General features: G+C 43.0%; 12 protein-coding genes and 1 pseudogene. 8 read left to right on the top strand and 5 right to left on the bottom strand.

What is annotated here, in order from left to right; genetic code table 11:
• Nucleotides 1-58 precede the first annotated feature (58 nt).
• Nucleotides 59-2,062: a DNA polymerase III subunit gamma/tau gene (gene dnaX, locus CYK47_RS02275; protein ID WP_122898528.1), complete on the top strand. Its 2,004-nt coding sequence runs from the start codon at nucleotides 59-61 to the stop codon at nucleotides 2,060-2,062.
• A gap of 3 nt (nucleotides 2,063-2,065) precedes the next feature.
• Here the strand turns inward: dnaX and CYK47_RS02270 are convergent, their stop codons facing one another.
• Nucleotides 2,066-2,764 (bottom strand): SIR2 family NAD-dependent protein deacylase, encoded by a 699-nt coding sequence (locus CYK47_RS02270; protein WP_122898749.1) that lies wholly within the window; start codon nucleotides 2,762-2,764, stop codon nucleotides 2,066-2,068.
• A complete protein-coding gene (locus CYK47_RS02265) occupies nucleotides 2,761-3,696 on the bottom strand; it encodes a LysR substrate-binding domain-containing protein (protein WP_122898526.1) in 936 nt (311 codons plus the stop codon). The genes CYK47_RS02270 and CYK47_RS02265 overlap by 4 nt, the downstream gene beginning before the upstream one ends.
• A gap of 182 nt (nucleotides 3,697-3,878) precedes the next feature.
• Between CYK47_RS02265 and CYK47_RS02260 the strand changes: the two genes are divergently transcribed.
• From CYK47_RS02260 to CYK47_RS02250, 3 genes and pseudogenes are all read left to right on the top strand, one after another.
• A complete protein-coding gene (locus CYK47_RS02260; protein WP_122898524.1) occupies nucleotides 3,879-5,099 on the top strand; it encodes an acyl-CoA dehydrogenase in 1,221 nt (406 codons plus the stop codon).
• 146 nt (nucleotides 5,100-5,245) lie between these two features.
• A pseudogene (locus tag CYK47_RS02255) lies at nucleotides 5,246-5,443 on the top strand (MFS transporter); the annotation flags it as partial.
• Nucleotides 5,444-5,619: 176 nt separating this feature from the next.
• A complete protein-coding gene (locus CYK47_RS02250) occupies nucleotides 5,620-6,867 on the top strand; it encodes a CaiB/BaiF CoA transferase family protein (protein ID WP_122898522.1) in 1,248 nt (415 codons plus the stop codon).
• Here the strand turns inward: CYK47_RS02250 and CYK47_RS02245 are convergent.
• A complete protein-coding gene (locus tag CYK47_RS02245; protein WP_122898519.1) occupies nucleotides 6,864-7,760 on the bottom strand; it encodes an alpha/beta fold hydrolase in 897 nt (298 codons plus the stop codon). The genes CYK47_RS02250 and CYK47_RS02245 overlap by 4 nt on opposite strands.
• Nucleotides 7,750-8,298, bottom strand: a complete 549-nt coding sequence (locus tag CYK47_RS02240) for a PadR family transcriptional regulator (protein ID WP_122898517.1) — start codon at nucleotides 8,296-8,298, stop codon at nucleotides 7,750-7,752. The genes CYK47_RS02245 and CYK47_RS02240 overlap by 11 nt, the downstream gene beginning before the upstream one ends.
• Before the next feature lie 123 nt (nucleotides 8,299-8,421).
• Between CYK47_RS02240 and CYK47_RS02235 the strand changes: the two genes are divergently transcribed.
• Nucleotides 8,422-10,443 (top strand): NADPH-dependent 2,4-dienoyl-CoA reductase, encoded by a 2,022-nt coding sequence (locus CYK47_RS02235; protein WP_122898515.1) that lies wholly within the window; start codon nucleotides 8,422-8,424, stop codon nucleotides 10,441-10,443.
• A 235-nt stretch (nucleotides 10,444-10,678) separates the two neighbouring features.
• Complete coding sequence (locus CYK47_RS02230; RefSeq protein WP_122898513.1) at nucleotides 10,679-11,818, top strand: YheT family hydrolase; 1,140 nt, start codon at nucleotides 10,679-10,681, stop codon at nucleotides 11,816-11,818.
• Here the strand turns inward: CYK47_RS02230 and CYK47_RS02225 are convergent.
• Entirely contained in the window at nucleotides 11,815-12,330 is a 516-nt protein-coding gene (locus CYK47_RS02225) for an internalin (protein WP_122898511.1), read from the bottom strand. The genes CYK47_RS02230 and CYK47_RS02225 overlap by 4 nt on opposite strands.
• Nucleotides 12,331-12,556: 226 nt before the next feature.
• Here CYK47_RS02225 and pyrG point away from each other — a divergent pair, with 226 nt between their 5' ends.
• Together pyrG and kdsA are read left to right on the top strand one after the other, a co-directional pair.
• Nucleotides 12,557-14,197, top strand: coding sequence for a CTP synthase (pyrG, locus tag CYK47_RS02220; protein WP_122898509.1), 1,641 nt, complete (start codon nucleotides 12,557-12,559; stop codon nucleotides 14,195-14,197).
• 30 nt (nucleotides 14,198-14,227) lie between these two features.
• Entirely contained in the window at nucleotides 14,228-15,085 is an 858-nt protein-coding gene (kdsA, locus tag CYK47_RS02215) for a 3-deoxy-8-phosphooctulonate synthase (RefSeq protein WP_122898507.1), read from the top strand.

Below are 15,085 nucleotides of genomic sequence, written 5' to 3'. Positions count from 1 at the left end.
TGTGCATTCACTAATGACTAAAAAAACAGTATGCTAATGCCTGCAAGAAGGAGCATACATGTATCAAGTACTCGCGCGTAAATATCGTCCGCGTAATTTTAATGAATTGGTCGGTCAAAACCATGTCTCACGCGCTTTAACCAGCGCTTTAGAACGTGGTCGTCTGCATCATGCTTATTTATTTACCGGAACGCGTGGGGTAGGTAAAACTACAATTGCCCGTATTTTAGCCAAATGCTTAAACTGCGAAACAGGTGTGACCTCAACACCGTGTGAAGTATGTCCAACGTGTGTCGCAGTCAATGAAGGACGTTTTATTGATCTGATTGAGATTGATGCGGCATCACGCACCAAAGTTGAAGATACGCGTGAATTACTTGATAACGTACCCTATGCACCCACGCAAGGGCGTTTTAAGGTGTATTTAATTGACGAAGTGCATATGCTCTCCACGCACTCGTTTAATGCTTTGCTGAAAACCTTAGAAGAACCGCCTGAACACGTTAAATTCTTATTTGCGACCACTGATCCGCAAAAATTACCGATTACCGTGATTTCACGTTGTTTGCAATTTACTTTGCGACCACTTGCCGTAGATGAAATTACCGATCATTTAAGCGATATTTTAACTCGTGAAACCATTCAGTCTGACCAAGATGCAATTTGGCAAATTGCTGAATCTGCACAAGGTTCATTACGTGATGCATTGTCGTTAACCGATCAAGCCATTGCCTATGGTCAAGGCGCAATTCGTCATCAAGACGTAAAAGAAATGCTTGGTTTAATTGACCGCACCATTATTTATGATTTGTTACTGGCGATTCATCAAAATAAACCTGCGCGTGTAAGCCAATTATTATTGCAATTTAGACAACAAGCCTTAGATGTATCCTTAGTCTTAGATCAAGTGATCTCGACTTTACACGAATTAGCGTTATTGCAATATTTACCAGATTTAAGCCTAAAATATAGCAATGAAATTAATCAAAAAATCACACAACTTTCTAAATTAATCAGTGCAGCGGATTTACAGATGTATTATCAAATTGCTTGTAAAGGCCGTGCTGATTTGCAATTGGCGGTAACCCAAGAGCAAGGCTTTGAAATGTGTGTGCTGCGTTTATTGGCATTTCGTCCACTGCAACCGCATGAGGTTTTAGTTACAGCTGATTCACAGGGTACAGAAAATTCTCAAGCTCAGCTTGCAACAGCAGTTGAAGCCGCTACGCTTGCTGTAGAAGCTGTAGAAGCTGTAGAAGCTGTAGAAGCTGTAGAAGCTGTAGAAGCTGTAGAAGCTGTAGAAGCTGTAGAAGCTGTAGAAGCTGTAGAAGCTGTAGAAGCTGTAGAAGCTGTAGAAGCTGTAGAAGCTTACCCAATCAATCAAGATCAAGTGCTGTTTCAAGCCACTGATGACTTAGTTGATTTTGATTTAGGCGAAACGGTTGTTACTGAACATCCATTACCAGACGAAATTTTCTTTTTAGATACGCCAACAGCGCATCAAGATATTGTACAAGCTGCAATTGAGCCTCAAGAATTTGCTGAGCCAGTAGAGTCGCCGGATTCTGTTACCGATGATTTATTTGCAGCGCCTCAAGGTAAACCTGTTGTTGCAGCAACATCAGCTGCAACGCATAGCACGCAGATGCCACAAGATATTCTGAAAGTACCTGAGCAAGACTTAACTGGCGAATGGACACTTGAAAAATGGGAATATTGGTTTAGACAATCGGATTTAAGCCCTGCTTTACAAGAACTTGCACAGCATGGCCTTATGCAGGGCGAGATCAATGCAGAGTCGGTCTTTATCATTGCACCACAATATGAACAATTGCTGACATCGTTACAAAGCCATTTAGAGCAAGCGTTGCATGCGACATGGCCAAAAACTCGCTTTAGTGTCAAATATCAGGATATAAGTACCACGACGCCATATCACTTACAGGCACAGCGTAAACAATTGGCACAGCAGCGCGCTGTGGAGCTGCTGCAAAATGAGCCTGTGGTTAAAGACTTAATCAGTCAATTTGATGCCACATTGGATAACGTACAGATTAAATAGGCTTTATGTCAGTAAGATCTGTTTAAGCTGGTTAATACCTTGGCTGGCAGCTAAGGCAATTTTTTGATACTGCTGCGGTAAATGCTGCTGATTGGCTTTCGGGTCAATATAGTAGGCCTGTGCAGTGGACGAAATACAATGGACTAAGCCCGCCACAGGGTAGACTTGTAAACTGGTGCCAATCACCACAAAAATATCCGCCTGTTGCACGACACGTTCGGCTTCACTATAGGCGGGTACTGCTTCGCCAAACCACACCACATGCGGCCGTAGCGGATAGCCTTTAGGGCATTTGTCGGTGCTTAAATCTAAACTGTCGCCTAGAATTGGATACAAGGTTGCATGATCACCAGCTTTGGGGTCAGAACTTTTAGAAAAACGGATATTGCCATGTAAATGCAGCACTTTGCTGCTGCCGGCACGTTCATGTAAATCATCAATATTTTGCGTAATCACCTGTACATCAAAGTCTTGTTCTAATTCGGCAATGATGTGATGCGCAGCATTAGGCTTGGCGGCTAAGATGTTTTTACGCCGTGCATTATAAAAACGTTGTACCAATTCGGGATTTTTTGCCCAAGCTTCAGGCGTCGCCACATCTTCAATACGATGCTGCTCCCATAAGCCATCACTGTCGCGGAAGGTTTGAATGCCACTTTCTGCGCTCATACCTGCACCTGAAAACACCACTAATTTTTTCATCGCTTTGTACTCACCACGCTTTTTAACCATTGTACAAATTTTGCCAATAATGGCGAGGCATCACTGTCGGAATGCACCACATAATAACTACGACTGCCTTGCAGTTGATGCGGTGAGGCCAGCACTAAACTGCCGTCACTGAGTTCTTTTTCGAGTAACATTTGTGGGATTAAGGCCACCCCCATCGCATGCGTGGCTGCAACCGCCAACATCGAAAATAGTTCATGGCGCTGTCCATCATAAGGGTTGGGATGCGCAATTGCGGCACTTTGTAGCCATTCTTGCCAAATACTTGGACGGGTGGTTTGTTGTAACAGGGGTAGTTGAACGAACTGTTCAGGGCTTAAGTCATAACTGCCATTTTTCTTAGGCTCGAGATTAGGAAAATGCTGCTGAATTAAGGCGGGTGAGCAAACTGCAAGGAGATCTTCAGGCATGAGAAAATGACTTTGCGTCCCCGGCCAATGCTGCACTTGCTGTGGTGTGCCGGCATAAATCGCGGCATCAAAAATATTGTCATCAAATAAAAACGGTTTGGTACTGGTTTCAAGATGAATAATAATCTCAGGATATAACGCATTAAAATCATGTAGTTGTGGTAATAGCCAGCGCGTGGCAAAGGTTGGTACCACGCCAATTTTTAGGGTGCCACCTAAACCTTTATGTGACATCACGTCTAATGTGGCACGCTCGAGTCCCTCTAAATAAGGCTGAATATTTTTATAATACTGCTGACCTGCGGCAGTCAGCTCGACACCATGCCGGGTGCGATGAAATAAACGCAAATGCAAAAAATCTTCGAGTTGTTGAATTTGTCGAGACACCGCGCTTTGGCTCATAAACAGTTCTTGAGCAGCATGGGTATAGCTTAAATGACGCGCTGATGCACTAAAACACAGCAGGCTTTGTAAAGGCGGAATCTGACGGCGCATGGCGTATTCTCAATTGAAGATATGCATATTGGTTTAATTTTTAGGCAATAATAGCGGATAATTTGCATAAGGTATGTGATTTTTGCATATCTACATGCAAAATTATCGTTTGCGCTAGCTTGGTCTTTTGCTCTACGATCAACTCAAATAATCAAAACATGATCAAAAAAGCAGAGGACGCAATGAATCAAATGCTCAACACTAAAAAAACCAAAGTGCAATTTAATTGGCAGGATCCATTTTTAATTGAACAGCAGTTGACTGAAGAAGAACGCATGATTCGCGATACAGCACATGCCTATTGCCAAGATCGTTTACAATCACGCGTTTTAGAACAATTCCGTCATGAAAAAACCGATGCGTCAATTTTCCGTGAAATGGGCGAACTAGGTTTATTGGGCCCAACCATTCCTGAAGTGTATGGCGGTGCAGGTTTAAACTACGTGAGCTATGGTTTAGTAGCGCGTGAAATTGAGTATGTCGATTCAGGCTATCGTTCAATGGCCAGCGTACAAAGTTCATTGGTGATGGTGCCGATTAACGAATTTGGTTCAGAAGAACAAAAACAAAAGTATTTACCTAAACTTGCCACAGGTGAATATATTGGTTGCTTTGGTTTAACCGAGCCAGATCACGGTTCAGATCCGGGCAGCATGATCACGCGTGCTAAAAAAGTAGAGGGTGGTTACCGTTTAAGTGGCGCAAAAATGTGGATCACCAATAGTCCAATTGCCGATGTGTTTGTGGTATGGGCCAAAGAAGTCTCTGAAGCAGGTAACGTCGGTGATATTCGCGGCTTTATTTTAGAAAAAGGTTGGGAAGGTTTATCAGCACCTGCCATTCACGGCAAAGTGGGTTTACGCGCTTCGATCACCGGTGAAATCGTGATGGATAACGTCTTTGTGCCTGAAGAAAATGCCTTCCCAGAAGTACGCGGTCTCAAAGGTCCATTTACTTGTTTAAACAGTGCTCGTTATGGTATTGCGTGGGGTGCGATGGGTGCGGCTGAATTCTGCTGGCATACCGCACATCAATACACTATGGATCGTAAACAATTTGGTCGTCCATTGGCTGCTAATCAATTGATTCAAAAGAAACTTGCCGATATGCAAACTGAAATTGCTTTAGGTTTACAAGCAGCGCTACGCTTTGGTCGTATGAAAGATGAAGGTATTGCTGCAGTTGAAGGCACATCGCTGATTAAACGCAATAACTGTGGTAAGGCATTGGATATTGCCCGTTTAGCCCGTGACATGATGGGTGGTAACGGCATTAGCGATGAATTTGGCGTGGCACGTCATTTGGTCAATCTTGAAGTCGTGAATACCTATGAAGGTACCCATGATGTGCATGCTTTAATTTTAGGTCGTGCGCAAACAGGCATTGCAGCGTTCTCTAACTAATTAAAATTGTTGTAATAACAAAAAAACAGGGCGCGCTTTTTAGCGCGCCTTTAGGTTAATGCTACCTAGAAAAAGTTTATCTTGGTGTAAAGATAGAACAATAAGGTCATGAAGACTTTAAGCACCAAGATGGCTCATGTGGGAAAATGAGGAAACAGAATATGGATTCAACTGTAAAACTGCCATCCAATCTTGGCACCGCACATAAAATTAATAAAAACACATGGAAGCTCGCGTTTATCTTTGCCTTTGTTTCATTGGTGATTGATGGCGTAGATATTATGCTTTTGTCCTTTAGTTTAACCAGTTTAAAAGCAGAATTTGGCCTATCGACCTTTGAGGCAAGTATGGTCACTGGGTGACATCTCGGGTGGTTGGTCAAGTGCATACTATTGCTTGGTCAGTCGTATTTTTCGCGATTACGATTTTCAGAAGCAACAACCCAAGCGTGGCTGCCATAGCCAACAAATAATAAATAAACACAATCGGGTCAGCGTGGCTGACCTTTGAGGAGTAACTTATGGGTGCATTACAAGGCATTCGCGTTTTAGATTTAAGCCGTGTATTGGCAGGACCATGGTGTGGGCAAATTTTAGCTGACCTTGGTGCAGAAGTGATTAAAATTGAGCGTCCACAGGTGGGCGATGATACCCGCATGTGGGGTCCACCGTGGATGAATAATGCCCAAGGTCAAGCCACCCGTGAATCGGGTTATTACCAGTGTGCTAATCGCAATAAATATTCGGTGGCGGTGGATATTGCCTCAACGCAAGGGCAAGAGATTATTCGTGAAATTGCCAAAACCGCAGATGTGGTGATCGAAAACTATAAAACCGGTTCATTGGCCAAGTATGGCTTAGATTACGCCACTTTAAGTGAATTAAATCCAAATCTAGTCTATTGCTCGATTACTGGATTTGGTCAAGATGGCCCCCGTGCCGATGAACCGGGCTATGACTTTATTATTCAAGGCATGTCAGGCTTGATGAGCATCACCGGTGAAAAAGATGGTTTACTGGGTGCGGGCGCACAAAAGGTGGGTGTGGCGGTGGTGGATTTACAAACCGGCTTGTATTCAACCATTGCGATTCAAGCGGCATTGCTCGCGCGTCAACATACCGGACGGGGTCAATATATTGATATGTCGCTATTGGATGTGCAAGTGGCGAGTCTCGCCAATCAAGGCATGAATTATTTAAGCAGTGGAAAATCACCGCTACGTATGGGTAATCATCATCCCAATATTGTGCCGTATCAAACTTTTATGGCTAAAGATAAAGAATTTATTATTGCTTGCGGTAATGATAAACAATTTAAAGACTTATGCCTTGCAATTGGGCTACCTGAACTTTTAGACAACCCAAAATTTCAGCGCAACCAAGATCGCGTCAAGCATCGCGGTGAATTGGTCGGTTTACTCAGCGACTACTTTATGCAGGAAAATGCCGCGCATTGGGTCAGCCAGATTCATGCAGTCAAAGTACCTGTAGGTGTGATTAATTCGATTGAAGATGCATTGGCTGAACCGCAAATTCAACATCGTGGTTTGGTGGTGAATATTCCGCATGCCTTAAATCCTGATTTTAAAGTGATTGGTTCACCAATCAAACTTTCCGATACACCAGTGGAATATCGACATGCACCGCCACAATTGGGTGAACATACTGAGCAAGTATTAAGCGAGTTTTATAGCCCAGAACAATTACAACAATTACATGCTGCGGGTGTGATTGATAGTTTAGCGACGCATGTAGCCACGGTGGCTTAAATCGGCATTTGACGTAAAAACTGGCGTAGCGTTTGATAAAACTGCAATGGTTGCGACAACAGCGGCGCATGGCCAGATTTTGGCAAGATCACATGCGTCGCTTTTAATTTTTGCGCTAATAACTGTTGCCCAAAAATCGGATACAACGCTGAATTTTGACCACTGAGCCATGTGATTGGACAATGAAGTGTATGTAAACTTGGGCGTAAATCTAAATCATGTGCTAAATAAGTATCTAAATACCACGTCATCATCTGTAAATTTTTAAGCGGTAAAGTATAAGCAGCAAGTTGTGGGAATCGATTGAGCTGTTTTAAACTTTGCAGCAAGAGAGGATGAGAACCTTGAAAGGCCAGTAGCGTCTGCCATGCACTAAAAAGCTGTTGTTGCTGTGCGCGTGGCATATACTCTGGCGCAGTATAATCTTGTAAAATAGCTCTTAACTGGCTTAAACAGGCCAAATATTGGGTTTGTTGCTTACCATATAAACCATAGTGCCAATCGGTGCGATTCTTAATACATGGGCTTTGATCAATATGTAAATAGTGGCTGATCTTGCTAGAAAAATCAGCATATTGCATCCCATACATGGCGATGCTTGCCCCCATGGAATAAGCAATCACAGCAAAGTGATGCAAATGCAGTTGTTGCACAATCTGCTGTAAATCTTGCCAATGGCTAGAAATGGCATCTAGACGTGGAATTTTGGCTTGTTTAGAGCCACCAAAACCGCGCCAATCGGGAATAATAAAACGAAAATTCCGCTTAAAAGGCCATAAAAATGGCAGCCATTGCACACTGCTCATGCCTAAACCTGATAGCACCAAGACAGGTTGACCTTGGCCATATTCACGTACACTTAAGGTTTCACCATCTGCGAGATTAATCTGCATCTTTGTTGTCCTGATATTGCTGCAAACCTTGGATGAGCTGTTCTAGCCAATTGACCCAGTCTTGCTCTAAATCGAGACCCAATTGCAAAATCATTTTCTGAATATATTGCTGTCGATTGTCGGGGCTAGCAGCAGCGAAGTCTTTGGCAAAAATGGCTTGATAAGTACGTAGGCGCTTTTGATGCTCAATCAGATGTTTTTGTAATTCAGGTATCAGCGCTTGCGAGTTAAGCTGTGCTTCGGCACGTAAACGTACCATTAAATCTTCACGTAATTGTGCCGGTGCACTGTGTTCGAGCATCCATGTAGCCAAAGCAGCACGGCCTTTGGCTTCAACTTGATAAATTTTCTGTTTTAGATCAGGCGGTGATTGGGTGCTAATCCAGCCTTGTTGTAGCATATTTTTTAATTCACGATAAATTTGCTGATGCGTCGCGCTCCAAAAATAGCCCATCGAATGGTCAAAACGCCGTGCCAATTCAATGCCACTACTAGGTTTTTCTAACAAACTGGTGATTAACACATGCGCAAGGGACATTAGACGCCTCAGTCAAATTTAGTTGGTTTTAAAATTATGCAACATGTTGCATAAAAAAGCGATCACGTTTATATATTGTGCAATACCTTAGTCAAAAATAACCCTGCCAGCAAGGAGCTCGCGATGTCTGCTTACCCACATTTATTTACTCCACTTGATTTAGGCTTTACTACATTAAAAAACCGCGTGATTATGGGATCGATGCACGTTGGCTTAGAAGAAGCGCCCAATGGTCATCAGCGCATGGCAGCATTTTATGCTGAACGCGCGCGCGGTGGTGTGGGTTTAATCGTGACGGGAGGAATCGCACCCAATAGCGCAGGTTTGACCCGTGCAGGTGCTAGTAAACTGAGTACGCTTGAAGAAGCCGAACCACATAAAATCGTCACCCAAGCAGTGCATGAGGCTGGGGCTAAAATTGCCTTACAGATTTTGCATACAGGACGTTATTCCCACCAAGCGCAAGCTGTTGCTCCTTCAGCCATTGCAGCACCGATTAATCCGGTGATTCCACATGCTTTAACGCCTGTAGAAATTGAACAGACCATCACCGACTTTGTTGAATGTGCCAAATTGGCGCAATATGCAGGCTATGACGGTGTAGAGATTATGGGTTCTGAAGGTTATTTAATTAACCAATTTATTGCCAAACGTACCAATCATCGTGACGATGCATGGGGCGGTAGTTATATCAACCGAATTCGTTTGGCAGTGGAAATCGTGCGACGTACCCGTCAAGCAGTAGGCGAAAACTTTATTATTATCTATCGTTTATCCATGCTAGATTTGGTTGAGGGCGGATCAACATTAGCTGAAGTGATGCAATTGGCCAAAGCCATTGAAGCTGCTGGCGCAACCTTAATTAATACTGGCATTGGGTGGCACGAAGCACGTATTCCCACCATTGCCACCAAAGTGCCACGCGCGGCCTTTACTTGGGTCACACAAAAAGTCAAAAGCGCAGTTAAAATTCCGTTAATCACCTCCAATCGTATTAATACCCCAGCTATGGCAGAACAGGTCTTGGCGCAAGGACATGCCGATTTAGTCTCTATGGCACGACCATTTTTAGCTGATCCAGAGTTTATGCTCAAAGCTGAACAAAATCGTAGTGATGAAATCAATACCTGTATTGGTTGTAACCAAGCCTGTCTCGATCATATTTTTAGCGGTCAATTAACCTCGTGTTTGGTCAATCCTCGTGCTTGTCATGAAACCGAATTATCCCTAGAAACTGCAACCACTGTTAAAAATATTGCAGTGATTGGCGCAGGCCCAGCAGGTTTAAGCTTTGCCCTAAATGCGGCAGAACGTGGCCACACTGTGACTTTATTTGAATCTAGTGCGCAAATTGGTGGTCAATTTAATATTGCGAAAACCATCCCTGGTAAAGAAGAGTTTTTTGAGACTATTCGCTATTTTAAGCGTCAATTAGAATTACAACCTAATATTAAACTGGTGCTCGGCTATCAAGTTAAAGCGCAAGAATTACTCGATCATCAATTTGATGAAATTGTGTTGGCGACAGGGGTTGAACCACGCAAACTGGACATTCCCGGCATTGAACACGAAAAAGTTTTAAGCTATTTAGAGGTCTTAAAACAGCGTGTGCACGTAGGAAAACGGGTCGCCATTATTGGGGCAGGTGGCATTGGTTTTGATACCGCTGAGTTTTTAAGCCATGCTGGAGAAAGTAGCTTAGATCCGCAAGAATTTTATGATGAATGGGGCATTGATCCTAAGTACCAATATGAAGGCGGTTTAAAGTTAGCTCAGCCCAAGGCTGCGGTGCGTGATATTTTTTTGTTGCAGCGCAAAGCCAGTAGTGTAGGTTCTGGTTTAGGTAAAACCACAGGTTGGATTCATCGTAGTGGTTTAAAACAGCGCAATGTACAGATGCTAAATGCGGTGCAATATGACAAAATTGATGATGATGGCTTACATATTCGCGTGGGTGAACAACCGATTTTGTTGGATGTCGATCATATAGTGATTTGTGCAGGACAAGAATCCTATACCCCTTTATATGATGAGTTAGTCGTAGCAGGGCAACAGGTGCATTTGATTGGTGGCGCGAAACTTGCAGGTGAATTAGATGCTAAGCGTGCCATTGCCGATGGTGCTTATTTAGCCGCCCGTTTGTAATGGGCGCAAGTGATCCAAAAGATTGCTGCCTAAGGCAGGGCAGCGATCACTACAAAAAAAGTCTTGAATATCTGCTTCAAGTCGATGATAAACAATAATAAGGCTCTTGGCTCAGCTTGAGCTGCCCAGCATATTATGTGCTCAGCCATAATAAAAATACTGAAAGAGTGACCGTTTAAGCACCAAGCTGGTGAACCCCCTAGCTTAGCTTCAATGTACGACTCAGGAGGATGCGATGTTTAGATTACAACAACTGAATCAACGCTTAGTGTCTTATATTGAACAGTGGGCAGGGGCAGCTAAACCGCATCTAGCCTATCATCCACAAGGCATTTTTGCACAATTGGTACCTGAGCTGACATATCTACAAAAAAAATATTGTCCAACTTTATGGTTGGCAAATCCACATGCGCAAATGTTGTATTTTGATTTGTTTAAGCGCCATCGTATCCGCTTGCACTATGACGCCATTGAGCAGCTAACCATGCAAGATGGTGGGACTACCGGCATTGCTTGGTATGGGCAAAAGTTAAGTGCCACCACCCCGACCATTGTGATTATGCATACCTTAACCGGTACCCCTGAAAGTATGCGTGAATTGGTGCATGATCTGCATCATTATACTGGCTGGCGGATTGCCTTATGTTTGCGCCGTGGGCATGGCAAATTACCGCTAACTGTGCCTAAAATTAATATTTTAGGATCGAGCGATGATCTAGCGGAACAAATTGAGCATATTCAAAGGTTATATCCTCGTTCAGATTTATATGCGGTGGGTTCATCAGCAGGAACAGGTTTGTTGGTACGTTATTTAGGTGAAGTGGGGAAAAATGCCCCATTTAAAGCCGCTTTTGCCCTAAGTCCGGGCTATGACAGTGAACAAGGCTTTGCTCGGGTGCATCCTGTCTATAGTAAACTGATGACTAAAAAACTCTTTAAGGTTTTTATTCAGCCTTATAGCAGTACTTGGCAATGGACAAACTTAGAACAACTATTAAAAGCCAAAAGTTTAGCTGAATTTGAACAGGCTTATATTGAGATGGCAGGTTTTCAAGATTATCAAAGCTATGCCCAAGCGGTGAATCCAATCTATGTGATGCAGGATATCCAAATCCCGCTTATGGTACTCAATGCCGAAGATGATCCGATTTGTAGAATTGATAATTTAATGCCGTATAAACAAAAACTTGCCAATATGCCCAATATTTTAATCGTGACTACAGCTAAGGGCAGTCATTGTATTTTTTATCAAGGTTTAACCAGAACTCAGTCTTGGGCAAGTCGTGTGATTGCCGATTATTTTCGTCATTATGCCCATTTAGAACAGACAAAAAAACCCAGACAAGCTGGGTTTTTAAAGATAGAAATGGCTTAATCCAGCGCAGGTGTCGCAGCAGCAATCGCAGCAGCAACAGCATCATCTTGTGATTGCGTGCTATTGCTTCGTGGTGCTTCAGCTTTTGGCTTAGGCTCAGCTTTAGGTGCTTCGGCTTTTGGCTCAGGCTTTGGTGCTTCAGCTTTTGGTTTTGGTACTTCGGCCTTTGGCTCAGGCTTTGGTGCTTCAGCTTTCGGCTGTGTTTCAGTTTGCGCTGGACGAGTCTCACGACGAATTTCAGTGGTCGTGTTCGCGGTTTGTTCACGAATCACTTCAACTTTTTTCGGTGTATCCGCTGCTTTTGGTGCAGCTGCGGCTGTCGCTTGCTCTGCAACTGCTGCTGTTGGTTCTGGCTCAGTCGGGCTTAAATTTTCAAACTTAGCTTCAGGTTTACTTTGAGTCGTTGCTGTTTCAGCACGCGTCTCTTCTTCAGCGGGAGTTTCTTTTTTGACACATGCACTTAATAATAGGCTAGTTGCAATTGCGCCACAAATTAAAAGTTTCTTATTCATAACTGCACAAAATAACGCGTTAGACGGATAAACATATTATAACCATAAAAAGCAATAGAAAAATCATCAAAAGATAAGCTAAATTTTTATTGCAATTGCTGATACAATAACCAATTGTTTATTGTTCCATGAATTGATGCACAATGACTTTGCTTTATTGGTGCAGAGTAAAGTAAAATTGCGCAACATTGCAGGCCGATTTAGGCTCGATTGTACGAGAAACCCAATGACCCATTTTATTTTCGTGACTGGTGGTGTAGTTTCATCACTAGGTAAAGGTATTTCAGCTGCTTCAGTTGCTGCACTTTTAGAAGCCCGTGGTTTAAAAGTGACCATGGTCAAAATGGATCCATACATTAATGTCGATCCAGGGACAATGAGCCCTTTCCAACATGGTGAAGTTTTTGTCACAGAAGATGGCGCAGAAACTGACTTAGACTTGGGTTACTACGAACGTTTCTTACGTCGTGCGAAAATGACCAAGTTAAATAACTTTACATCTGGCCGCGTGTACCAAGATGTATTGAACAAAGAACGTCGTGGTGATTACTTAGGCGGTACCGTTCAAGTTATTCCACATATTACGGATAATATTAAAGAACGTGTGCTTCGCGCAGGCGAAGGCTATGATGTCGCGATCGTTGAGATTGGCGGTACAGTAGGTGACATTGAATCTCTCCCATTCATGGAATCAGTACGTCAGTTGATGGTTGAACTTGGCCATAAACGTACGATGTTGATGCACTTAACCTTACTCCCATATATTAAGTCAGCAGCAGAGTTAAAAACTAAGCCAACTCAACACTCAGTAAAAGAATTACTTTCAATTGGTATTCAGCCAGATATCTTAATCTGCCGTACTGAATACGATGTTGATGCCGACACTAAACGTAAAATCGCGTTGTTTACCAACGTTGAAGCGCGTGCGGTGGTGGTATGTAAAGATGCACGTACGATTTACCAAATTCCACGTACTTTCTCTGAGCAAAATGTTGACGATTTAATCTGTGAACGTTTTGGCTACAACGATCTTCCAGAAGCTGATTTAACAGACTGGGATAACGTGGTAGAAGCGTTATTGAACCCTGAATACACAGTACGTGTTGCGATGGTGGGTAAATACGTTGAACTTCCAGATGCTTATAAATCTGTTAACGAAGCACTTTTACATGCGGGTATTCAAAACCGTGTGAAAGTCCAAATTGACTACGTGAATGCTGAAGAGCTTGAAAGCCAAGATGCTGCAGAAGTACTTAAAGATGCTGATGCAATCTTAGTACCAGGTGGTTTTGGTGAGCGCGGTACCGAAGGTAAAATGCAAGCGATTAAATTCGCTCGTGAAAATGGCGTACCATTCTTAGGCATTTGCTTAGGTATGCAGCTTGCAGTGATTGAATATGCACGTAACGTAGCAGGTATTTCTGATGCAACCTCTACTGAATTTAATCGTTCAACTAAATCACCTTTAATTGGTTTAATCACTGAATGGTTAGACGAACGTGGTGAAGTTCAGCAACGTTCTGCAGATTCTGACCTTGGCGGTACAATGCGTCTTGGTGCACAAAAATCTGAATTGGTTGCAGGCACGAAAACTGCTGAAGTGTATGGTTCAACTGAAATCATCGAACGTCATCGTCACCGTTATGAAATGAACAACCGCTTTATTCCTGCTTTAGAAGAAAAAGGCATGAAGATTTCTGGTTATTCACCCATCCAACGTTTGGTTGAAACGGTTGAAATTCCTGCACATCCTTGGTTTGTTGCGGTACAATTCCACCCAGAATTTACCAGCTCACCACGTGATGGTCATCCATTATTTGCAAGCTTCATTGATGCTGCGAAACAGCAGTACCAAAAAGCCAAGTAATTGGTGTTTTGCATAACTAGGAATGTTTAAATGTCACAATTAACACCACAAGAAATTGTACGTTTAGGCGATATACAAATGGCAAATCATTTGCCATTTGTACTATTCGGCGGCATGAACGTACTCGAGTCTAAAGACTTGGCCTTTGAAATTGCAGAAACTTATGTTGATATCTGTAAACGTTTGGACATTCCATACGTATTTAAAGCCAGTTTTGATAAAGCCAACCGTTCAAGTTTGAACTCGTATCGTGGCCCGGGTCTTGAAAAAGGTATCGAGTGGTTAGCGGACATTAAAAAGCATTTCAATGTGCCGATCATTACCGATGTTCATGAGCCGTATCAAGCGGCTCCTGTGGCTGAGGTTGCCGATATTATTCAGTTGCCGGCATTTTTAAGCCGTCAAACTGATCTTGTTGAAGCGATGGCGAAAACTGACGCTATTATCAATATCAAAAAAGCACAATTTTTAGCACCACACGAAATGCGTCATATTTTGCATAAGTGTTTAGAAGCTGGAAATAACAAACTAATTTTGTGTGAACGTGGTTCGGCATTTGGTTACAACAATCTTGTTGTCGATATGCTGGGCTTTGACACCATGAAAGAAATGAATGTTCCTGTGTTCTTTGATGTGACCCACGCATTGCAAACCCCAGGCGGGCGTAGTGATTCAGCTGGTGGTCGTCGTGCGCAAATTACCACACTTGCGCGTGCGGGTATGGCAACGGGGTTAGCAGGTCTGTTCTTAGAAGCACATCCTGACCCTGAAAAAGCCAAATGTGATGGCCCTTGTGCGCTGCGTTTATCGCAACTTGAAGCGTTCTTAGGACAGCTCAAAGAATTGGATACCTTAGTCAAAGGTTTCCAAAAGCTAGATACACACTAA

Origin of the sequence: Acinetobacter sp. B51(2017), assembly GCF_003711395.1 — a bacterium.
Lineage (GTDB): Bacteria > Pseudomonadota > Gammaproteobacteria > Pseudomonadales > Moraxellaceae > Acinetobacter.
This window is presented reverse-complemented; position numbering and strand designations above follow the sequence as displayed.